The sequence below is a fragment of the Novosphingobium mississippiense genome (assembly GCF_044029535.1).
GTDB lineage: Bacteria > Pseudomonadota > Alphaproteobacteria > Sphingomonadales > Sphingomonadaceae > Novosphingobium.
On the sequence record NZ_CP147003.1, the window covers coordinates 1330104 to 1351932 of the forward strand.

Sequence of the window (21829 nt, forward strand, 5' to 3'; positions counted from 1 at the left end):
ACGCAAAACGATGCTAGAGCTATCAACGATGGATACAGCAATCGGCGTCCCAGCCTTTATCGGCGCACTCGCGCTGACGGCAATCGCCAGCCTTCTGCTGGCCGGCTTCGTGGTCCTGCGGGCGCGAAACCTTCCCGGATCGTCGCTGCTCGCCGCGTTCCTGGCGGGCGTCGGCATATGGAGCATCGCCCAGGCCGCGCCCGCACTCTTCGGTCCGCAGGCCGAAGAGGTCACCGCCACGCTGATCGCCTTATCCCCCTTGCCGGCTGCGGCCTTCGTCCATCTGGTCTTCGCCTTTGCGCTTTGCGGCGCGCTGCGGCCCGTGGCGGTGGCGAGCTACGCCCTTGCCGCTTTCACTGCCCTTGTCGGCCTGCTCTTCGGCGTCGGGGCGGTCGTGCCTTGGCGCGGGTTTGCGGGTTTCTTCATCCCCTCGGCAGTCGGCTGGGGCGTGCTGGGAGTGGCGGCCGCCCTGTCGATCGCCGGCCATCTCCGGCTCCTGAGCGTCTGGAAGCGGCAAGACGGCCTTCACGGGCAGCAGGCAGGCGCCGTATTCGTCTCCAGCCTGATCGGCCTCTTCGCCCTTTCCGGCTTCGCCTTTCCCGCCTTCGGGATCGACGCCTACCCCTGGCCGGTGTTGTTGCTGCCGCTCTATTCGGTGGCGCTGGTCTACGGCATCATCCGCCATCGCTTCATGCTCGCGGATATCTGGGCCCGCCGCGCGCTCGTCTGGATACTCCTGCTCGCCGGTGCAGGCGGCGCCAGCGTGTTCATAGCCGCGCTGCCACTCGCACTCGCGGGGCGCCCGGCGGGTTTCCTGGCGACCTGGCTCGCACTGGCAGGCACGCTGCTGCTGGGTTTGGCGATCCTCACGCCGCTCAAGCGCCTCGTCGACCGCATGGTCTTCCCCGGCAGCCGCATCGCGCAAGCCCAGATCGCGCAGTGGCGCGATCGGATGGCCGAGGCTACCAGCGAAACCGAACTGGCCACCACCGCCAATGCCCTGCTCCACCGGCACCTTGGCCTTTCGCCCGGCGGCCCCGATCTGCTGCTCGAAGGGGAAACCGTCTCGCTGCGCGGATGGGAGGATGCCCCCGCCGGCACCCGCAACACCGCCGAACGCTTCGCCGCGATCACCGCCGAAAGCGCACGCCGCCTCTCGGCCGCCCGGCGCATGGTCGATGTCGAGCGCGAGGCTCGCCTCGCCGAGCTGGGCGCGCTGGCGGCCACGGTGGCTCACGACCTGCGCAATCCGCTAGGTATCGTGCAAATGGCCGCCACCGGCGCCCCGGCCGAAGTCCGCGCCGAAATCGGAGAGCAAGTTGCGCGGATGAATGCGCTGGTCACCGACATTCTCGATTACGCCCGCGCCTGGACCGTTACGGCGCGCGCCCTGCGCGTCAACGACCTGATTGGCCAGTTTGGCGTAGAGGTTCAGGGCCCGCCCGACCTTGAGATCGAGGCCGACCGCATGGCGCTGAACCGCGCCCTTGCCAACCTTGTCGACAATGCCCGCGCGATGGGCTCCCGCGTCCTGATCGTCACCGAACCGGGTCCCCCCGTCACGATCGACATCTGCGACGACGGGCCCGGCATCGCACCGGATATCGCGCAGAGCCTGTTCCGCCCCTTCGTTTCACGCCGCCCCGGGGGGACCGGACTGGGCCTTGCCATCGTACGGCGGATCATGGAGGCCCACGGCGGAACGGTGACACTGGCCGCACGGCCGGGTTGGTCCACCTGTTTCCGCCTGGCTTTCGGGAGAACGCCATGATCCTGCTCGCCGACGACGAACCGGCATTCCAGCGCCTGACTGCCGGCTGGCTTCGCTCGCTCGGTCATGAGGTGACAACGGTGGGGGACGGCGATGCCGCGCGGCAGGCCTTTGCACAGCACGGCGCCGACGTGGTCCTGCTTGACCTGGCGATGCCGCCGCATCACGATCCCGAGGCCGGGCTTGCCCTCATCCCCGCGTTCGCGCCTGCTCCGGTGGTGGTGATGACGGGCCATGCCGATCAGCCGCTGGCCCTCAAGGCGATCGAGGCCGGCGCCTGGGACTTCCTTGCCAAGCCGGTCGATCCCGATATGCTCAAGGTCGTCGTCGAGCGCGCCCTTGAACGCGCGCGGCTTGCCCGCGATCTGGCTGCGGCGAAAGCCCTTGACCATTCGGCAGAGGACATGGGGCTCGTCGGCCAATCCCTGCCGATGACGGCGCTGCGTGACATGATCCGCCGCATTGCGCCTACAACTTTGCCAGTCATGGTCCTGGGGCCCAGCGGCACCGGCAAGGAACTCGTTGCGCGCGCGATCCACGCCGCCTCCCCCCGCGCCGGCCGCGCGCTGGTGCCGGTGCATTGCGGCGCGGTCCCGGCAGAACTGCTGGAAAGCGAGTTGTTCGGACACCTCAAGGGCAGCTTCACGGGCGCCCACGCCGACCGCCCCGGCCTTGTCGAAACCGCCGCGCACGGAACCCTGTTCCTGGACGAGATCGGCGAAATGCCGGCCCCCATGCAGGTCAAACTGCTGCGGTTTCTCGCCGACGGTAGCTACCAGCCGGTCGGCGGCCGCGAAGTTCGCCGTGCCGACGTGCGTATCGTTGCCGCAACCCACCGCGACCTTACCGCCGCTGTCGCAGACGGCACTTTTCGCGAGGACCTTTACTACCGCCTGAAGGGCGTCGTCCTGCGGGTTCCGGCGCTGGCAGACCGCCCAGGCGACATCGCCTTGCTGTCCAAGCTGTTCCTGCGCCGCTCCAGCGACGGTCCTGCCGGCTTCGTGCCCGGCGCGCTGGACTGGTTGGAAAGCCACGGCTGGCCCGGCAACGTGCGCGAACTGCGCTCCGTCATCGAATGCGCTGCTGCCCTCGCGCCCAGGAGCGCGGCTGGATTGACGATTGGCATCGCCGACCTCGCCTTCGCGATGGGAGAGGATGGCGACCCAGGGCCGAATACCGCAACGATGCCGCCATCCGGCCAGACGCTGCAGGATGAAGTGACCGCTCTCGAACGGCTCCGCATCACCGAAACCCTCGACCGAACTGGCCACAACCACACGCATACCGCGCGCGAACTTGGCCTGTCACGGGTCGGACTGCTCAAAAAGATGGACAGAATGGGTCTGCGGTAAAACCTTCGTTCTTGACCCCAATCCACAAACCGAAATCACGCGTTCTTTCCAACGATCACTTGCGTACGGCGCGTTGAAGCTCTCGCTCGATTGCCAATGGTAGCAGGCGAGCCGAAACGGTCGCCGCGCGAAAGCTCGCCGCATTGCTTCATTCGCGTTGACTGAACGAGACCGGGCGAACTCCTTTTCCGAAATTCTCGATAAGGACGGCTGGGAGCGTGATGGCGTAATCTCGCTTGCATAATCATGAATTCCGGCTTAGGCGCTTATTGCGAACGACTCGCAATTATTGCAAACTGGATTAGTAACGCTTCGACTCCCGGCGAGTGTGGCGGGCAGAAAAGGAATGTCGAAGGTCGTGCTGCAGGAGCGCGAAGCGTTAGAATTGTTCCAGTCGCATCGTGCGTCGCTGGTGGATTACGCACGCGTCATTACCGGCAGCCGCAGTCAAGCAGACGATATCGTGCAGGACGCATGGCTGCGCTTCGAGCGCGCTCGCGGTTCCGCGATGCTCAGGGAGCCGCTGCACTATCTCTATCGCATTGTCCGCAACCTTGCGATCGATCGCAACCGCCGTGCGAGCCTTGAGGCCGAGCGTCATTCGGTCGATGTGGGCGCGATTACCGGCACGGTTGCGAGCGATGCACCTTCGCCTGAAGACGTGGTGCTGGCGCGCAACGAACTGGATTTCATTCGCAGAGCTCTCGCGGAACTGCCCGAGCGCACACGGATCGCCGTCGAAATGCACAGGTTCGGCGGGCATAAGCTGGCCGATATTGCTCGGTCCATGGGCATTTCGATAGGGTTGGCGCACACGCTCGTTGCCGATGGAATCAAACATTGCCATCGCCGTCGTAACGGCGACAAATAGCTTCATGAGGGTATTTCTGAAAATCCTGGCGGGTGGTTTCGTCTATAGGACATGGACGAGGGTTCGTCTTTGCAGCGATCGGCAATCTGGCGGGCAAGACTTAAACTTGTCGCGCTTCAGGGCCGTGCCGTGCCGGTGATGGAGGATTCCGACCGCATCCTCGACCAGGCGACCGACTGGCTGCTGGCACTGACCGAAAAGCCCGATGACCGGACGGTCAGGGCGCAGTTCCAGCACTGGCTAGCGGAGGACAGCCGCCATGCCGCGGTGTGGAACGAGCTGAACACCAGCTACGACCTGATCGGCGAAACCGAACCGGAAACGGCAGATCAGTGGCAGTCACTCGATATGCCTGTGCATGGCGCACACTGGCGACAGCAGCGTGACCGGAGCAGGCGGGAGGCCGCAGTGCCGTTGCGTCGATTGCCCAAGCGCCGGATTGCGGCCGTCGTCGCCGCCACGGCCCTGGCGGTTTGGCTCGCACCCGACGCCATGGTGGCGCTGCGGGCCGACTATCGGACGGGTACGGGCGAACTGCGCATGGTGCGGCTTGAAGATGGCTCGACGGCGCAACTCGGGCCGGGGTCCGCGATCAAGGTGCGCTATGCAGAGGGCGAGCGCCGTGTCGATCTGCTGGCCGGAGAAGCGCTGTTTCAGGTGAAACCAAACATGGCCCGACCTTTCCGCGTCCATGCCGATGAGGTGCAGACCACGGTTCTGGGAACGGGCTTCGACGTTCGCCGCCTTGCATCCGCAACGGAAGTAGGCGTCCAGCATGGCCGTGTCCGGGTCGATCGTCTGGATTCGCAGGCAGGCTCGTACATTCTCGCAGCCGGAGATCAGCTGTCGATCGTTCCGGATGGGGAAGCTCGGAGCGATCATGCCGCCCCGCAACTGGTTGCGTCATGGGCGCTGGGAGAGGTCAACGCGCGGGACCGGAGAGTCGCCGATGTAATCGAAGATATCCGTCCATGGTATCGCGGGAAGATCATCGTCATGGGATCCGCCCTTGCAGACCGCCGCATCAACGGCGTCTACGACCCGCGCGATGCAGGCAAGGCAATCCGTTCGATGGTGCTCCCCCTGGGAGGCACAGTGACGCAGATCACCCCTTGGATCATCGTCGTTCGCGGTTAGAAACATCCTTTAATATCATTGATTTATGAGTTTTTGCGAAAAAATCGCAAAAAAATCTGAAAATGGATCCGCCTCGCAGAGTCCTTGTTATGAGGGGTTTGCGGATGCGAACTATTATCAGAACGCGCTGCTACCCCGCAGACCTAGAACTCTGTTTAACGGGTATCGGCATGAGATTGACGAGTGGATTACGGAATGAAACGCGGCGTGCGATGGCAGTGGCCGTGCTGTTGGCGACCACGGCAGGCACAGCGGTAGTCGCGCCGACTTCGGCTTTGGCGCAATCATCGTCCAGTGCGCGATCGTTCGACATTCCTGCTCAAGCCCTTCCCGATGCCCTCATCCTCTTCGGTCGGCAGGCAGCCGTTGAGGTAACGGCCGAAAGCGCCAATACGCGCGGCCGCTCGACCAACGGCGTGTCCGGCAATCTGTCGCCCGCGGAAGCGCTGTCGCGTCTGCTCACCGGCACCGGGCTAACCTTTCGTTGGCAATCCAATCGGGCAGTCGTAGTGGAACCCGCACCGCAATCGGCGGATGGCGCGATCCAGCTTGGTCCGGTTCGGGTTGAGGGGCAATCCGATCAAGGGAGTTCGGGCCTTCCACTCTCCATTACGAGTGATGCTGCGGCAACAGAAGGCACGGGTTCTTATACGACCGGCATTATGGCCACTGCGACCAAGTTGCCCCTTTCAATCCGCGAAACACCGCAAAGCGTCACTGTCATCACCCGCCAGCGCATGGACGATCAGGACCTGCGCGATATTAACGAGGTTATCAACGCGACACCGGGTCTGGTCTTCTTCAAGGAGGGGCCGGTTCGCCAGCGCTTCTATGCACGCGGCCTCAACGTCGAAAATCTGATGTTCGACGGCCTGCCAAGCAGCATCAATACCGGCAATCTTTCGGCCGACCTCATTTTATCCGATCTGGCGCTCTATGACCGGGTCGAGGTGGTACGTGGCGCCGCGGGTTTGACGCAGGGCAATGGCAGTCCATCCGCCGCGATCAATATGGTCCGCAAGCGGCCTACCCGTGATCCGGCGCTGCACTTGCTCGTCAGCGCGGGGAACTGGGATCGCTATCGCGTCGAGGCGGATGCTTCCGGTGCGATCAATGCTGCGGGCAGTATCCGGGCGCGCGGTGTTGCGGCTTATCAGGATAACGAGAGTTTCCAGGATGTGGTCGACCAGAAGAGAGCCCTGGTTTACGGGGTTGTCGAGGCGGATCTGACGCCCACGACCATGGTGACGCTTGGCGGTTCCTATCAGCAGGAAGATAATCACAACATGTGGGGCAATCTGCCCGCCGCATGGGATGGCAGCGATCTACACCTGCCGCGTTCCACCTATCTGGGCAATCGCTGGGGCTATTGGAACAAGGACAACCGTTCGGCCTTCGCGGAATTGACGCAAGCGTTCGGGCAAGGATGGAATTTGCGTCTGGCCGCAAATGCCCTCAAGTCGAATGTCGACATGCTGGGTGTACGCATCAGGCAGAGCGCACCCAACGTCTTCAACCAGACTGTCGGTCGCTACATCTATCATGAAAAGCATGTGAGCCTTGACGGCAACGTCTCCGGCCCGTTCCAGCTTCTGGGCCGTGAGCATCAACTGGTGGTCGGCGCAAGCTATCGCGACAGCCGTTTCCGCGGGATCGGGGGCAGCGGCGGGACGATCGCGACCAACATCGACATCTATGACTGGGACCATGACCTGGTCGCACGGCCCGCATCGATCGATCTGAGCGCCTGGTTCACGAACCGGCACGAGCAGCTCAGCAGCGCTTACGCGACAACAAGGTTGAACCTGACGGACAATCTGAAGCTGATCATCGGTGGAAGACTGGATTGGTACAAATCGGATGGCGAAGATATCTACGCGGCCGATAGCGCCAAGATAAACGGGCGCCTCACCAAATATGCCGGCATCGTCTATGATGTCGACCGGCACCATTCGCTTTATGCAAGCTATACCGATATCTTCAAAGCGCAGACGCTTCTTGATCAGAACAGCAAGTTGCTTGCGCCCATCGTCGGTAGAAACTACGAAATTGGTGCCAAGGGTGAATATTTCGATGGCGCGCTCAATGCACAGGTCGCTGCGTTCCTGATCGATGAAGAAAACCGGGGAACCGCGATCTCCGATCAGACGCAGTGTCCAGGCTATGCGGACGATATCACCTGCTATGAGGCGGCAGGGCTCGTCCGCAGCAAGGGCTTCGAAATCGAGCTGAACGGCGCTTTGACGCCCGATTGGCAAATCGGCGGCGGATATTCCTATGCACGGGCGGTCTATCGTCGGGATGACGACCCCGCGAACATCGGGCGGCGTTACGACAGCTCCATCCCCGTGGAGACCTTCAAGCTCACCACCACTTATCGCTTGCCAGGCGCGCTGTCGCGGGCCCGCGTTGGCGGTACGGTGAACTGGCAGAGCGGGATTTATGCAGCGGGATTGCAGGGTGACGGGGCACCCTATCGCCGCGAACAGAAAGCCTATGCCGTGACGGATATGTTCCTGGCATGGGAGATGAGCGCACAACTGACGCTCAAGGCCAATGTCGGCAACCTGTTCGACAAGCGCTATTTCCAGGGCATCGCCAACGACCAGACCGTGCCGAATATCGGTTATCAGACCTATGGGATGCCGCGCAACGTGATGGTGACTGCCCGCGCCAATTTCTGATGCCTTTTTTCCGGCAATCTCGGCAGAAGATACAAGGCGTGCAGCACCGCGCCTTGCGCCAGGCGATGGCAAGGCTGCATATCTGGGTGGGACTTCTGCCCGGATGGCTCTTGTTCGTCATCTTTCTGTTCGGGACCGTGTCGTTCATCCAGCAGGAGATATCCTGCTGGATGAAGCCTGAACTCGTATCGGGAGAGGTTTCGGACAAAGGGCTTGATGCTGCCGCAAGCCTGCTCTCGGCCCGCGCGGCTGATGCCGGACAATGGCAGGTCGCATTGCCATCCGCGCGTGGTGGCGATCCGATTACCGTGGCCTGGATGCCACGGGAGGGGGCACGAGGCGGATCGAACGGAGAGGTTACCCTCGATCCTGCCAGCGGTCGGGAAATAACCATTCGCGAAACGCTGGGAGGCTGGTTCCTCTACCGTTTCCATTTTGAGCTACATTACGCGCCGGTGTTCTGGACGCGGATGATCGTCAGTCTGGCGGCGCTGGCCATGCTGGTGGGTATCCTGTCGGGCATCCTCACCCACAAAAAGATATTCGCGGACTTCTTCCTGTTGCGTTTCGGCAAGGGGCAACGATCCTGGCTCGATGCTCATAATGTAACGGCCGTTCTTGCTCTGCCTTTCCATCTGATGATTACCTATACCGGGCTTGCGACCTTGCTGTTCACGCTGATGCCCTGGGCGATCAGCGCCAATTTCACGGATCGCGACGCATTTAATGAGGCCGCATCGCCGCAAGTCGGGCAGGTCACCGCAGGCACTCTCCCTGCCCCTGATGTTCCTTTACGGGTGCTGGTGCGCCGAGCAGAAAGCATCTGGCACGGCCCGTCGGTGCGTCATCTGACAGTTTCCGATCCAGGCACCCGAGATGCCCGGGTAGAATTGAGCCCCTTTCGCGATCGTCTGGGGTCTGTTCGCAGTGCGCTTGTGTTCCGCGTCGCGGGCGGCGAATTGCTATCGCCGCTGCCCTCGCGCGGTCCCGCTGTCGCGACACACGCAATGATGATTGATCTGCACACCGGGCTTTTCGCCGGATGGATGCTGCGTTGGCTCTATATCCTGTCCGGCATTGGCGGTACGGTGATGGTGGCGAGCAGCCTTGTCCTGTGGACCGTCAAGCGCCGTGCGAAGTTGCCCGATCCGGCGCTGCCCTATTTCGGTTTACGCCTGGTCGAGCGGCTGAACATTGGCGTCATTGCCGGAGCGCCTGCCGGAATCGCGGTGTATTTCCTCGCCAACCGGGTGTTGCCAATCGCTATGACGAACCGCGCCGATTGGGAAATCAACAGCCTGTTCATCGCATGGGGCGGCGTATTCGTCTGGACGCTCGCCCGTCCCGTCAAGCAGGCCTGGATGGAGGCGTTGGCCGCCTGCGCGGCGCTCTATGCGCTGGTGCCGCTGGTCAACGCTCTGACCACCGCGCGCGGCCTGATCCCCAGCCTGATCGCACGCGATTGGGTGTTCGTCTGCTTTGATGGCGTGATGCTGGCGATGGCCGCCGCCTGTGCCTTCATGGCGTGGAAAGTCGCCACCCACAAACCGAAAGCGGGTCCTCGTCGCAAGGCGCGTATGGCGATGGAGGCCGCCCCATGATCCATGCTGGGATATTTCTGCTGTCTTTGGGCGGCTTCGTGCTGTTGCTGCTGTCTTTGGCGCGGCATCAACAGGACTGGCTTCGCCGCAAGCTGCCCCTGCCGCTGACCGGCACCTTACGCCTTTCAGGCTTCGCAACGTTGATGATTGCCTTTGTAGTGGCCGGAGCGGGCCTTGGCTGGGGTTATGGCGCCGTAGCCTGGTTCGGCTGGCTCTCCGTTGCCGCCGCGCTGGTCGTCACCACCAATACCAACCGCGAACGCATCATGCGAAAGGCGCGGCCATGATCCGCCTGAGCGAACCGGCTCGCGGGCGCTGGTCGGCGGCCCTTCGTGTCATCGCGGGGACCTTGGGAGCTTATGGCCTGACCTCACTCGCCACTGTTGCCCTGTCGCTGCTATTGGCCTGGATCGGCATGAACCGGGTCGAGGCTGTCACCGCTGCCACACTGGCGAGCTTCGCCATCTTCGCCGCAGTCGCCATGGCCGCCTTCCACGCCCGTAGCGCTGTCAGAGCCTGCTGTTGGCTGCTCGCCTTCACTTTACCCTGCGGCCTCGTCGTTCTCTTCATGCGTGTCGGATGATCGCTATGACTAATTCGCTTGCCGCACGTCGGCGTTCAGCACCTTTGGCACCTGACAACACTGCCGACCTGATATGGCCATCCCCCCGCTATGCGGACCAGCCCGTGCCATTCGTCACGCGTCTGGTCGGAATGGTGGGCACAAGTGCCATCGGTCTCGCAATCCTCGCCGGCTTGTTCCTGACCTGGCACACCTATACTGCAGTGCCGCCTGCCACGACGCTGACGGCCTTCAACGTCGCGCCACCCGCGGCTCCGCCCGAGCCGGTCCGCGAAGTCGCGCCGGGCCCAGAGCAGGTGAAGAAGGACAAACATGTTCCCCAGCCGGATCGTCCCGAGATCGAGACGCCGATGATCGCGATTCCCAGTGCCAATCTCGTGATAGCCGCGCCGCCCACCAAACCGACCCCGCCCGACCCTGGCCCTCCCGCGAAAGAGACCGCCGCGCCCGTAAGCAAGCCCGCTCCTCCTGCCCCGCAAGTATCGAGCGGCAAGCCAACCTGGCAGGGACTGGTCCTCGCCGCACTGGACAAAGTGAAACGCTACCCTCGCGATGCCCATTTTGCGCGGCAGCAGGGCGTACCCTACATCCGCTTCACGATGGACCGGCAGGGTAAAGTGCTGTCGGCCTCGCTGGAACGGTCCTCGGGCTTTCGTTCGCTCGATCAGGAGGCACTTTCGCTGCCAAAGCGCGCGCAACCCTTGCCGAAGCCGCCTGAGGACGTGAAGGGCGATGCGATTGAACTGGTCGTACCGGTCGAGTTCTTCCTGCGATGAAGGTTATCTCATGACCTTCAGCAACCGTAACTTACGCCGGCGGCCCCGGGGCGAACAGCGCGTATTGGGGACAATCCGTTTGTTGCCGCCCATGCTTGGGAGCGTCGGGTTTCGGTTGAAGCTGTCATTCGCGGAGTGGTGGCAGTTGGCGTCTGAGCCGGCCCTGCAGCGACTGGCAACTTTCGGCAACTGACCTCCGTCTCGCAGCCATTCCGCGACGACGTCCTCATCACATTTTGCCGAACCTTCGTTTCTTGGTGGGGCAATTTACAGCCCTGAACACCAAAAACGGTTGTTGATCGACGCGAACCGCCATCGCGACGTGGTTCAAGCGATCCGGCCCATTCCGGGACCGGCGGACGTCACCCGCCTCCCCAATATGCTGCGGCGACGTTTTTCCCGACGATAGACAGTCGTCATAAAACCATAGTGCTCACTACATTTCCACCTTGCTCGTAACCATAGCGAGCACTATGATTGTCCTGGATAGTAAAAACTCCAGGGACGGGATCCAAAGTCATGACTGCGACGACCCCCAAGTTTATCCCCGCACGCCGTACCGAAGTGGAGCCGGCTCGCGTAGCTGCGGCCCTTCAGCAGATTGCCGAGAAAATTGGGCAAGACCGCGTGTTAACCGGCGATGCCGGTGAATTTCGCGATCCCTTTCAGCCTGCGGAATGGGATGCATTTTCAACTGCTGGTGTTGTCCAGCCGGACAGCGTCGAAGATGTGCAGGCTATTGTACGGATTGCAGCGCAGCATGGCGTTCCGATCTGGGCCCAGGGCCAAGGACGGAACAACGGTTACGGAGGCGCTGCCCCACGCCTCTCAGGCGGGATCACTGTCAATTTTCGCAGAATGAATCGTGTTCTCAAGATCGATGAAGAACTCGGTTATGCACTGATCGAGCCGGGCGTTTCGTTCCAGGATATGTACGATGCGATTGAATCGTCTGGAGCGAACCTCATGGTTTCCGTTCCTGATCTTGGCTGGGGCAGTCTCGGCGGAAACTCCCAGGATAACGGGCTGACCTATCTTCCTTACGGCCGGGACTTCCAAGCTGTGTGCGGAATTGAGGCTGTGACCGCCGATGGCGGTTTGCTCCGTACAGGTATGGGAGCCATGGACGGCAATGAAAGCTGGAACCTGTACAAACGCAGCCTTGGCCCAACGATCGAACCGCTCTTCATGCAGGGCAATTTTGGCATCACTACCAAACTGGGGCTTTGGCTGATGCCCAAGCCTGAGGCCATTACCCACGTTCACGTAGACGTGAGGCGTGACGAAGATCTTGTCCCGCTCGTCGATACACTTCGACGGTTGCGACTTGATGGCACGATTGATGGTGTCCCGTGTATCCTCAATACTTTGTTGATCGCATCGACGATTGCCAAGCGCAGCCACTGGTACGATGGCGATCCCGCATTGCCGATCCCGGATCGGCAAATCGATGCAATCGCCGACCGGATCGACGTCGGCCGTTGGCACCTGCGGTTTGCGCTTTACGGGGATCGAAACGTTCTCGCGCTTCAACTTGCGAAAGCGGAGAAGGCATTTCGCCTTATTCCTGGCAGCCGAATTAGATCGACCACGACCGGCGCCGACGAATGGGCGGCGTTGTCCGATCCCTCCGACCGTGTCTATGCTGGCGTCCCGAACCTCGACTGGAAGGACATGGGCGGCTGGTACGGGGGCGATCGCGGTGGCCACATGAGTTTTGCTCCCGTCGCACCGCTGACGGGACGGAAAGTCTATGAATTGCAACGCTGGATGCGCGATGGCTTCGAGCGCAGCGGGATCGACCATACGGCGGACCTTATCGTCGTAAATGCCCGATCACTCGTCAGTGTTGCAGGCATTCAATTTGATATCGACGATGAACCGGCTACTGCTGCAGCCTATCTTGCGATGCAGAACCTTGTCAGAGAGGCTGGCAAGATCGGATACGGCGAATATCGCGCCCATCTGCAATTCATGGACTTGGCACAGGAGCAGTACGGCTTCGGTGACCACGCCTACCGACGGTTCGTCGAGAAGATCAAGGATGCAGTCGACCCCCGAGGAATAATAAATCCCGGCCGCCACGGAATTTGGCCTGGCAATCTCCGCTAGGATGGCCCGGCGGTTGCAGGGAAATGTACTCGACCTGTTACCGGAGCAGCGATAAGACACGTCGTAACATGCGAAGCATTACCTCTATAAAACTTCCAATTGAAACCCGAAACCGCGCTTATGTATGAACCATTCATCAACTGAACTCGACATCAATCCACCTCAGCAAGGACGAACTCTTGCAGGGTGGGAGCGCATACTCGATGCCGGCCTGTCGATCCTTGTGGAACAGGGATATGAGGCATTCACGATCGCGGCGATCTGCGAGCGGGCGAAAGTCAACCCGCCGGCTATCTATGCGCGCGTTCGCACAAAGAAGGCCCTGTTTCTCGCCGTATTCGAACACGGCTTCCGCGCGCTCCGGGACGAGACCGAGGCGAGAAGAGCTCGTCTTACTGGCGGCACACCAGATACGGTCATACGCAATGCCGTTGAAGCAATTGCGCGCACGACCTTGGCGCACGAGCGGTTTAACCGCCCCGTGGTTCTCAGGGCCGAAGCCGACCCCGAGATCGCCCTCCGGACGCGGCAGGCAAGATCGGAAACGTCAAATTGGTTTCGAGGTTTGATGTTGCAACAAAAATCCGCTCTGCGCAGCTCGAACCCCGACGACATCGACCGGTGCTTTCATGTGATTTTTGCGGCGCTGATCGCGCGCGTGGCCACACCCAGTGCTCTTGATATCGGAACGCCGTATTCCGACGATGCGTTTATTGCGGATTTGCAGGAAACCGCTGTGAGGTGGCTTCTTTAATAATTTGCGCAAGGTCTCGGATACGAAATACCGCCTTCTTTGATTGACATTGGCAGCAATTTCTCCCGCGAGACCAACTCGTCAGACTGTTTGCATGATCGTCGGGCCGCCTGGTTGTTCAAAGTCGATCCGACGCCCTTCGCCTACCCGTAAAATACTGGGCGTCGGCTTGCCAGCGATGAGCGTCGAGGCTCAGAACTGTCGGGTGTTGCAGTGGCTTCCGCTTCAGAATCGCCGTCTGCTTCAGTTGGTTCACAATCCAGACAAGGCCTGGATCGCTCTCGTTCGTTCTGTGCCACTGGATTGCCTCGCGAATAGGGGGCAACGCAAACGGCAATTCCTGCATGACCAGTGAGAAACCGTCCGTCACCTGTTCGGCCAGGCGGCGTAACATCGTCGCGATCCGATTGGTATTGATGACCAGGCCGGGCAAGGCCATGAAACTGGGAGCGACCACTTCTATCCGGCGCTGCCTGGATCCGCGCCGCATGCACCAGTCATCAAATGAGGGTACCCTGGCATTTCCGAAGCTGGCGGTGACATGGCCCAGCGCGAAGAATTGGTCCCGCGTAAGCGGCCCAGCCAATGCCGGGTTTTGGGCAGAACCGATGACCACGTAATCGTCGCTGAAGAGGAATTGCGAGGGGTGATCGGTGGAGATCGCGCAGTCTATGGTCAGCAGAAGGTCGATCAAACCACGCTCCAGCGCTTCGATCGGGGCTTCGTTCATCGTCTGGATATCGAAGCGGATGCCTGGTGCCTTGTGGTGCATTTCGGTGAGGGCGTCGGCAAGCAGGACCTGCGTCGAATAATCCGAAGCCATGATCCGCACCTGTCGGTCGGCGGTTGCTGGGTCGAAAGTCGGGGCGACAGCGATCGTGTCGCGAACGCGATCCAGCACGTCTCGGACCGGTTCGATCAGCTCCTCGGCCCTGGCGGTGAGATACATCGACCGACCCTTTGACACGAGCAGGTCATCGGCAAAGTACTCTCGCAGCCGTGCCAGCGCGCTCGAAGTGGCGGACTGCGAGAGGCAGAGCCGGTCGGCGGCGAGCGAGACGCTCTTGTCCGTCAGCAACGCGTGGAGCGCGACCAGTAGATTGAGATCGAGCCTTTGAAACCGCATCACTGCCTCTCCCGCATATCCGGCTCTGCTGTGCGTAAATTAATCTAAATTGATTGCATCAATCTTCCGGGCGCGGGTCAAGTGAAAATTGGGCTGGTCTTGCGTTCCGGATGGCTTAGCGCAGACCGAACAGCTTCACGCGCACCGATCGGATGTGTTCGCGCATGGCCGTTTCCGCAGCCACCGGGTCATGGCTGCGGATCGCTTCGATCAGCGCGCGATGTTCGGAATCAGTATTTTCCTTCGGCCCCGGCTCCGCGCCGAAAACCTGATCGATGCGGCGATCCAGCGTCATCTTCATCTGCGCGCGCAGAGTGTCGTAGAGCATCAGCAGCAGGACGTTGTGGGTGGCCTCCGCAATGGTCCGGTGCAGACGTTCGTCCAGTCGTTTCCATTGCAGAAGCGACGCGGAATTGCGCATTTCCGCCAAGCATTCATCCATGGAAGAAATGTCGGCCATGGTCGCATGGATGGCCGCTTCGGCGGCAAGCTGGGGTTCGAGGGCCCCGCGCGCCTGAAGGATGTCGTCCACGCTGAAGGATACCGATTGCGTGGGCGCCTCGATCATCTGGCGGGGGCCGACGAACGTGCCCTTGCCAACGTGACGCCAGATCGCGCCTTCGTTCTCCAACTTCTTCAGCAGCGTGCGCAGACGGCCGCGCGTGACGCCCAGTTCCTCACTCAGACGTGGTTCGGGTGGCAGGCGATCTTCCCCACGCAGCACGGTTTCTTCGAGCAAGGCCCGGAGGCGGGAAAGGTCCTGGTCTGGCACGTTGTTCTCCATTCTCGACCGGCGGTTACCACATCGACGGTCACGTGAAAACACATCATAGTCACGATTGACACGAATCAATTGTGAAAATAACCATCACCTCAATCACTGATTCTGGAAGTGGGGTGTCATGAATTCCGTCTCACCAACAACCCTCGTGCTCTCTGATGCGGATGTGCGGGCGGCCTTCGACTGGGAGGCTGCGATTGCCGCTTTGGCGGCTGCTTACGGCGCCCCCGTGGCCTCTGCCCAGTTTCCGCCGCGTACCATGGCTCGCGTGGAAGGGGCCTGGCTGCGTACGCTTTCGGGGATCATGCCGGGCGGTGCAATCATGGGTGCGAAGCTGATCGCGGCATCACCGGCGGCCAAAGCGGCATCTTATCTGGTGCCGTTGTTCAATGGTCGGACGATGGCGTTGGAGGCGCTGCTGGACGGCAACGCGATTACCGGCTTCCGCACCGCCGCCACTTCCGCACTCGCCGCTCGCCAACTTGCCCATGGCGATGCGCCGAACGTGGCCGTGATCGGCTCCGGCTTCGAGGCCCGCACGCATCTGGAGGCGCTTGCTAATACTGGCCTGCTTGGCACCGTCACTGTCTTCAGCCCGCGCGAGGCCAGCCGCGCCGCCTTCTGCGCGGCGATGGCCGAGAAAGGCATAGCGGCCTCGCCTGCGACCAGCGCCGAGCAGGCCGTCGCTTCGAGTGATCTGGTGATCTGCGCCGCGCGCTCTCGCGACGAGACGCCGACTATCCGGGGTGCCTGGCTGCGGCCGGGAATGACCGTCGTCTCCATCGGATCCACCCTTCCGGAACAGCGCGAACTCGATCCCGAAGCGATCGAGCGCGCCGATCTGATCGTTACCGACATGCCCGAGGAAGTGGCGCACGACACCGGCGACATGATCGCCGCCGGCAAGGCAGGCGTCACCTTCGAAGGCAAGCTGGTGAGCCTGGGTGACGTCGCATCCGGCACAGTGCCCGGCCGCACCGACGCTGGGCAGATCATGCTCTACAAGTCGGTCGGCGCGGCGATCCAGGACCTCGCCGTTGCCGCCATGTGCGTTGAACGTGCGCATGCGGCGGGCATCGGCACCCTCATCGCCGCCCCCATCACCCCCGTCGACAAGGGAAAGTGAGCGCGCAGGCTTTCTTGCGCCTCGTTTCGGAGAACAGAGCCATGCCCAGTTACACCCGTTCCGAAGCCCGCGCCTGGGCGCGCGAAAAGATGTTCGGTGTCGCCAATGTCGTGATCCCGACAATGACCGGCGACTTCAAGGCGATCAACGAAGCCGCTGCGCGCCACGACGTGGAGACCACGATCGCGCATGGTTTCGTGGGCACCCTCGCCTGCTCGGAAGTCGCGATGACCTTGCAGGAGTACCACCGCTTCGTGCAGGTCATGGTGGAACAGGCCGCCGGCCGCATCTTCGTGGTCCACCACGCCGTGTTCAACACACTGGAAGATAATATCGAGGCGGCGCGCCTGGCTGCCGATGCGGGCGCGGAACTGGTCCTGCTGGGCTATCCGCCCTACTTCCACCCCAAGTCGCTGGAAGACGTCTATGCCTATACCAAGGCATTCTGCGACGCGACCCAGCTTGCCGTCATGCTCTTCCCGATCCCGACCTGGGGCTTCGGCCGTCTGAGCCCGATCGACATGCCGGTGGATCTGTTGCGTCGCCTTGTCGATGATTGCCCCAATGTCGTCGCCATCAAGGCCGAGGGCGGGATGCCGCACATCATGGGCCCGATCGAAGTGCACCGCGCCTTTCACGAGGAAGTCGTGATCTCGTTCCCGATGGAGCACGAGTTCATTCCGCTGGCCCAACTGATCGACGTGCCGTTCTGCGGTACCAATTTCTCCGCCTTCTTCGGGCCGGTTTTGCCGCGGGTGTTCACGATGATCCGGGAAGGCCGGTTCGACGAAGCGACGGGCGAATTTCACCGCATCGATCCCGCACGCAAGGCCTTCGGCAGCGTTCCGCAGGCCAGCAACGGCCTGATCAACCGCATGATGTGGAAGTATGAGAGCTGGCTGCAGGGCTACAATGGCGGGCCGCTGCGCCATCCCACCCCACGCGTCTACCAGCGCGACATGATCGCCTTGCGTCGGGGGCAGGAAGCCGCCGGGCTCAACCCCACGCGCGATGCCGATGAGCTGTTCTTCGTCGGCCGCAACCCGGCCTGAAGGGAAAGACCATGGAGAACCTTGCCCCGATCGCCCTGCGCGATCCCGAACTGCTGCGGCAGGCCATGCTCATCGACGGCACCTGGGTCGGCGCGGATGACGGTGCGACAATCGACGTGCGCAATCCCGCCGATGGCTCGTTGATCGCCCGCGTCCCCAAGGCCGGCACTGCCGAAACGCGCCGTGCGATCGATGCCGCCGCGCGGGCCTTGCCGACATGGCGAGGCACTTTGGCCAAGGAACGCTCGGTCATCCTGCGCCGGCTCTACGAACTCGTTATCGAGAACATCGACGATCTTGCCCTGCTGATCACCTCCGAACAGGGCAAGCCGCTTGCCGAGGCACGGGGCGAGGTTCTCTACGCCGCCAGCTTCCTGGAATGGTTCGCCGAAGAGGCCAAGCGCGCCAATGGGCAGATCATTCCCGAGAACACGCACGGCCGCCGGATCCTGGTGCAGAAGGCTCCCGTCGGCGTCTTCGCCGCGATCACGCCGTGGAACTTCCCGGCGGCGATGATCACGCGCAAGGCAGGGCCCGGCTGGGCAGCGGGCTGCACCGGCGTGATCAAGCCGGCCAGCCAGACCCCACTGACCGCCTTGGCACTAGGCGTTCTGGCAGAGCGGGCCGGGCTTCCCGCCGGCGTCTGCAATGTCGTGACCGGATCGGCCGGCGCGATCGGCGGCGAACTCACCGCCAATCCCACGGTGCGCAAGCTCTCCTTCACCGGCTCGACCGAGATCGGCGCATTGTTGCTGGAACAGTGCGCGCCGACGATCAAGCGCACCAGCATGGAACTGGGCGGTAACGCCCCCTTCATCGTCTTTGACGATGCCGACCTGGAAACCGCCGTGAAGGCCGCGCTCGTCGCCAAGTATCGCAACAGCGGGCAATCCTGCATCGGCGCCAACCGCTTCCTGGTGCAGTCGCGCATCCACGATGCCTTTGCCGCCCGCCTTGCGGAGGAAACGGCGAAGCTGAAGGTCGCGGCCGGTACCGATCCGGATGTCGCGATCGGCCCGCTGATCGACGCCGCCGCCGTGGCGAAAGTGGAAGAACACATCGCCGATGCCGTGGCCAAGGGAGCATCCATCGCAGCGGGAGGCCGGCGCCATGCCCTTGGCGGCACCTTCTTCGAGCCGACCGTGCTGACCGGGGTTCCGCACAATGCGCTGATCTTTGCGGACGAAACCTTCGGCCCGGTCGCCCCCATCTTCCGCTTCGAGACCGAAGCGGAGGCGCTTCGGCTGGCCAACGACACGCCCTTCGGGCTTGCCGCCTATCTTTGCGCCCGCGATGTGGGCCGGATATTCCGCGTGGTCGAGGGGTTGGAGTTCGGGATGGTCGGCGTGAACGAAGGCTTGATCTCGACCGAAGTCGCCCCCTTTGGCGGGGTCAAAGCGTCCGGCCTGGGGCGCGAAGGTTCAACGGTCGGGATCGAGGAGTACCTCGAAACGAAATACGTGGCGCTCGGCGGAATGTGAGGTTCGATCGAGATCGTTGGTCGTGAATTCGAGGCGCGGCGCAGTCTGATCACTTGGTGAAAGGTGGGCGGCAATTTCGCTAGAATCTGCCGTTGACGGCACCAATGCCGAATGGCGCATGTTGGGTCGGTAGCCGCCTCCCTTACAATATTTGGAAACGGCGCCTTTCCCGAGTCTGTTGCCCGGAACCTGCCGTTCTTTTCACGCCCAGAAATAGTCGGATCAACGTTTACTACCAAATCTCATTGCGGCGACGGCCAGCCGTTCGCTTGGTTGGCTCGCCGCGCTTCAACCATTTGCGAAGACTTCAAAAGGAAAGCCCGCCGACCCCCACGATCGACGGGCTTTCGCGACCCGAGCCGGGGCTCAGGGCATAAGAACCGTATCCACCACGTGAATGACGCCATTGGACTGCATGACATTGGCGATCGTGATCTTTGCGGTGCCGCCCTTGGCATCGGTCAGATACCAGGCACCGTTCTTCTCCCAAGCGGTCAGCCGTTCACCTTCGACGGTCGTCAGCACTGCCTTGCCTCCACCCATCTTCGCTTTTGCGGCGATGTCCTTGGCGGTAAGGCGCCCGGGAACGACATGATAGGTAAGCACCTTGGTCAGCATGGCCTTGTTTTCCGGCTTCAGAAGCGTGTCGACAGTGCCGGCAGGCAACTTGGCAAAAGCTTCATTGGTCGGCGCGAAAACGGTGAACGGGCCCGGCCCCTTCAGGGTATCGACCAATCCTGCGGCCTTCACCGCGGCGACCAGCGTCGTGTGATCCTTTGAGTGGACGGCATTGTCGATGATGTCCTTCGACGGATACATCGCGGCACCGCCGACCATCGGGTTTGCTCCCATGCTCGCTGCCACGATCGGCGCGCCTGCGGCAAGCAGCGCCGCGCCGGCGAGCGAAAGAGAGAACTTCGTGAGGATATTTGTCATCCTGGCATCCTTCCTATGTCGCGCGTCCCTAAAGGCGGGCGTGCATGACAGCTACGAAGGCGAGCCGTCGGCGGATGCAGTCAGATTAGCGATATTTTCCCGGAGGCAACCGGAGCCGAACTTGGTGCGGCATGGGGAGCGCCGACAGCCTGCTCCATGGTGACGGCCAGTGTTGCGCCTTCGGTCATGAACGCGCGAAGCGGGCCTTCCACCAGAATATGGCTTTCGGCATCGCGTGAAATCAGCCCCAGCGATCGCGGCTTTCCGTCGCCGGGAATGATCCAGAGTTCGGGCTTCAATGTGTCGGCCTTGATGCCGGATGGTCGCAGCGCCAGGAAACCGCCTACCGGATCGAAGCGGGCGAGGACCACTGGGCCGTTGGGCGCCCCGGTCAACTGAGCGACAGCGACTTGCGCGGCGTAAGGCGTCGGAACCGATGTGGTAGAAGGCGAAGGGCGCAAAACCAGCACCAACGCCAGCGATGCAGCGACAAGACCGGCGACGAGAGCGCTGACCCGCCAGAAGCGCAACCGGCGATTGACCGAAACAACCGACGGCGTGGCGCCCGTAATCCGCGCCTCGATCCCGGTCCAAAGGTGGGAAGGCGGTTCGATCGGAATGTATTGGCTGTAAAGCGGCTCAAGCCGTCGATCCCATTCGTCGATCATTGCCGGGGCAAAGCGAGGATCCGCCATGAGTTGGCGCAGGGCATCTGCACGCTCGGCTGCACCCAGAACGCCAAGAGCGAGTTCCGCGATCAGGGCATCGCGATCTTCGGGGGACAACGGCGTATCAGGCATCGCCGATACACTCCTTCAGCCGTTGCATGCCGCGCCGGATCCAGCTTTTCATGGTCCCGAGCGGCACCGCCATGCGCTCCGCCAACTCCACATAGGTCAGACCATCGAGAAAGGCGGCACGAATGGATTCGCGTTGCCGGTGCTCCAGTTGATCGAGACAAAACGCCATGCGTGCCTGAAGCTGGTCCTGCTCGATCAGTTCGTCAGCCGGCAAGGCATCGTCGGCTATCTGGCCGGCAGCCGCTTCCGGAAGGGCCGCGCGGCCTGTGGCATCGGTGCGTCGCGATGCCCGGCTCCAGTCGATCGCGGCGTTACGGGCGATCGCGCAAAGCCAGGTGATCGGGCTGGAGCGCCCGGAATCGAACCTATCGGCCCGTTTCCAAACTTTGACGTATACGTCCTGCAATATGTCCTCCGCAGCCTCCCGGTCAGCGGAGATACGAAGGCAAACGCCGAAAAGCTTCGCCGATGTCATGTCATAGACTTCGCGCAGTGCCGATCGATCTCCGCGGGCCACTCTACCCAACGCGGTGACCAATTTCTGGCGCTCGGCGTCTGCGTCTTTCACGCAGGTAGCCTACCAGCCTGGGATCGCGTTTCAATCTCCTTGATGACGCTCATTCTCCTCGCGAAAGAACCACTGCGCAATGGGCTTGCCCCCGGGACTGGAGACGTCAGCGACTCCCCCCAATTCGGGATTTTTGTTCGCCGTGTTTGTCGTATATTGGTCAAAATCGGTTTGGAGGGGCGCCAATGGTTGCAACTTGGAACAAGGGCGGTTGGCCTGGCAAGACATGTAAGTGCGGTGCCGTCTATGAGATCACTGTCGAACGGCTCCCGGTTCGGGTTGAAGGCTACTTCGATTGCGAAATCTGCCATCGGCCAC

At 62.0% G+C, this 21829-nt stretch carries 19 protein-coding genes; 14 read left to right on the forward strand and 5 right to left on the reverse strand.

Going from position 1 to position 21829, the window contains the following annotated elements; genetic code table 11:
* Positions 1-28 precede the first annotated feature (28 nt).
* From WBP06_RS24360 to WBP06_RS24410, 11 genes are all read left to right on the forward strand, one after another.
* Complete coding sequence (locus WBP06_RS24360; protein ID WP_395334817.1) at positions 29-1771, forward strand: ATP-binding protein; 1743 nt, start codon at positions 29-31, stop codon at positions 1769-1771.
* Positions 1768-3123: a sigma-54-dependent transcriptional regulator gene (locus tag WBP06_RS24365; protein WP_395334819.1), complete on the forward strand. Its 1356-nt coding sequence runs from the start codon at positions 1768-1770 to the stop codon at positions 3121-3123. Before WBP06_RS24360 ends, WBP06_RS24365 begins: the two co-directional genes overlap by 4 nt.
* A 346-nt stretch (positions 3124-3469) precedes the next feature.
* Positions 3470-3994, forward strand: coding sequence for a sigma-70 family RNA polymerase sigma factor (locus WBP06_RS24370; protein WP_395334821.1), 525 nt, complete (start codon positions 3470-3472; stop codon positions 3992-3994).
* Between the two features lie 69 nt (positions 3995-4063).
* Positions 4064-5131: a FecR family protein gene (locus tag WBP06_RS24375; protein ID WP_395334823.1), complete on the forward strand. Its 1068-nt coding sequence runs from the start codon at positions 4064-4066 to the stop codon at positions 5129-5131.
* Between the two features lie 212 nt (positions 5132-5343).
* Positions 5344-7815 (forward strand): TonB-dependent siderophore receptor, encoded by a 2472-nt coding sequence (locus WBP06_RS24380; protein ID WP_395334825.1) that lies wholly within the window; start codon positions 5344-5346, stop codon positions 7813-7815.
* A gap of 38 nt (positions 7816-7853) precedes the next feature.
* Complete coding sequence (locus WBP06_RS24385) at positions 7854-9416, forward strand: PepSY-associated TM helix domain-containing protein (protein ID WP_395334827.1); 1563 nt, start codon at positions 7854-7856, stop codon at positions 9414-9416.
* Entirely contained in the window at positions 9413-9703 is a 291-nt protein-coding gene (locus WBP06_RS24390; RefSeq protein ID WP_395334829.1) for a DUF3325 domain-containing protein, read from the forward strand. Before WBP06_RS24385 ends, WBP06_RS24390 begins: the two co-directional genes overlap by 4 nt.
* Complete coding sequence (locus WBP06_RS24395) at positions 9700-9999, forward strand: hypothetical protein (RefSeq protein ID WP_395334832.1); 300 nt, start codon at positions 9700-9702, stop codon at positions 9997-9999. Before WBP06_RS24390 ends, WBP06_RS24395 begins: the two co-directional genes overlap by 4 nt.
* A gap of 104 nt (positions 10000-10103) precedes the next feature.
* On the forward strand, positions 10104-10775 hold the full coding sequence (locus WBP06_RS24400) for an energy transducer TonB (RefSeq protein WP_395334834.1): 672 nt from the start codon (positions 10104-10106) through the stop codon (positions 10773-10775).
* 519 nt (positions 10776-11294) lie between these two features.
* Positions 11295-12887: an FAD-binding oxidoreductase gene (locus WBP06_RS24405; RefSeq protein WP_395334836.1), complete on the forward strand. Its 1593-nt coding sequence runs from the start codon at positions 11295-11297 to the stop codon at positions 12885-12887.
* Between the two features lie 124 nt (positions 12888-13011).
* On the forward strand, positions 13012-13641 hold the full coding sequence (locus WBP06_RS24410) for a TetR/AcrR family transcriptional regulator (RefSeq protein WP_395334838.1): 630 nt from the start codon (positions 13012-13014) through the stop codon (positions 13639-13641).
* 118 nt (positions 13642-13759) lie between these two features.
* On the opposite strand, the gene WBP06_RS24415 is transcribed toward WBP06_RS24410, so the two are convergent.
* Together WBP06_RS24415 and WBP06_RS24420 are read right to left on the reverse strand one after the other, a co-directional pair.
* The gene (locus WBP06_RS24415; protein ID WP_395337573.1) at positions 13760-14767 is read right to left on the reverse strand and encodes a LysR family transcriptional regulator; all 1008 of its coding nucleotides are present in this window, start codon (positions 14765-14767) and stop codon (positions 13760-13762) included.
* 115 nt (positions 14768-14882) lie between these two features.
* Complete coding sequence (locus WBP06_RS24420; RefSeq protein ID WP_395334840.1) at positions 14883-15539, reverse strand: FadR/GntR family transcriptional regulator; 657 nt, start codon at positions 15537-15539, stop codon at positions 14883-14885.
* Between the two features lie 130 nt (positions 15540-15669).
* On the opposite strand from WBP06_RS24420, the gene WBP06_RS24425 reads away from it, so the two are divergent.
* Genes WBP06_RS24425 through WBP06_RS24435 form a run of 3 tightly spaced genes read left to right on the forward strand, consistent with a single transcriptional unit; the run spans position 15670 to position 19207 of the window.
* Positions 15670-16674: an ornithine cyclodeaminase family protein gene (locus tag WBP06_RS24425; RefSeq protein WP_395334842.1), complete on the forward strand. Its 1005-nt coding sequence runs from the start codon at positions 15670-15672 to the stop codon at positions 16672-16674.
* A gap of 41 nt (positions 16675-16715) precedes the next feature.
* Positions 16716-17726 carry a dihydrodipicolinate synthase family protein gene (locus WBP06_RS24430; RefSeq protein WP_395334845.1) on the forward strand — a complete coding sequence of 337 codons (1011 nt, stop codon included), beginning with the start codon at positions 16716-16718 and terminating at the stop codon, positions 17724-17726.
* An 11-nt stretch (positions 17727-17737) separates the two neighbouring features.
* Complete coding sequence (locus WBP06_RS24435) at positions 17738-19207, forward strand: NAD-dependent succinate-semialdehyde dehydrogenase (RefSeq protein WP_395334847.1); 1470 nt, start codon at positions 17738-17740, stop codon at positions 19205-19207.
* A 366-nt stretch (positions 19208-19573) separates the two neighbouring features.
* Here WBP06_RS24435 and WBP06_RS24440 read toward each other — a convergent pair whose 3' ends face one another.
* From WBP06_RS24440 to WBP06_RS24450, 3 genes are all read right to left on the reverse strand, one after another.
* Complete coding sequence (locus WBP06_RS24440; RefSeq protein WP_395334849.1) at positions 19574-20143, reverse strand: fasciclin domain-containing protein; 570 nt, start codon at positions 20141-20143, stop codon at positions 19574-19576.
* Positions 20144-20223: 80 nt separating this feature from the next.
* Positions 20224-20943, reverse strand: coding sequence for an anti-sigma factor domain-containing protein (locus WBP06_RS24445; protein WP_395334852.1), 720 nt, complete (start codon positions 20941-20943; stop codon positions 20224-20226).
* Positions 20936-21511: a sigma-70 family RNA polymerase sigma factor gene (locus WBP06_RS24450; RefSeq protein WP_395334854.1), complete on the reverse strand. Its 576-nt coding sequence runs from the start codon at positions 21509-21511 to the stop codon at positions 20936-20938. The genes WBP06_RS24445 and WBP06_RS24450 overlap by 8 nt, the downstream gene beginning before the upstream one ends.
* Positions 21512-21829: the final 318 nt, after the last annotated feature.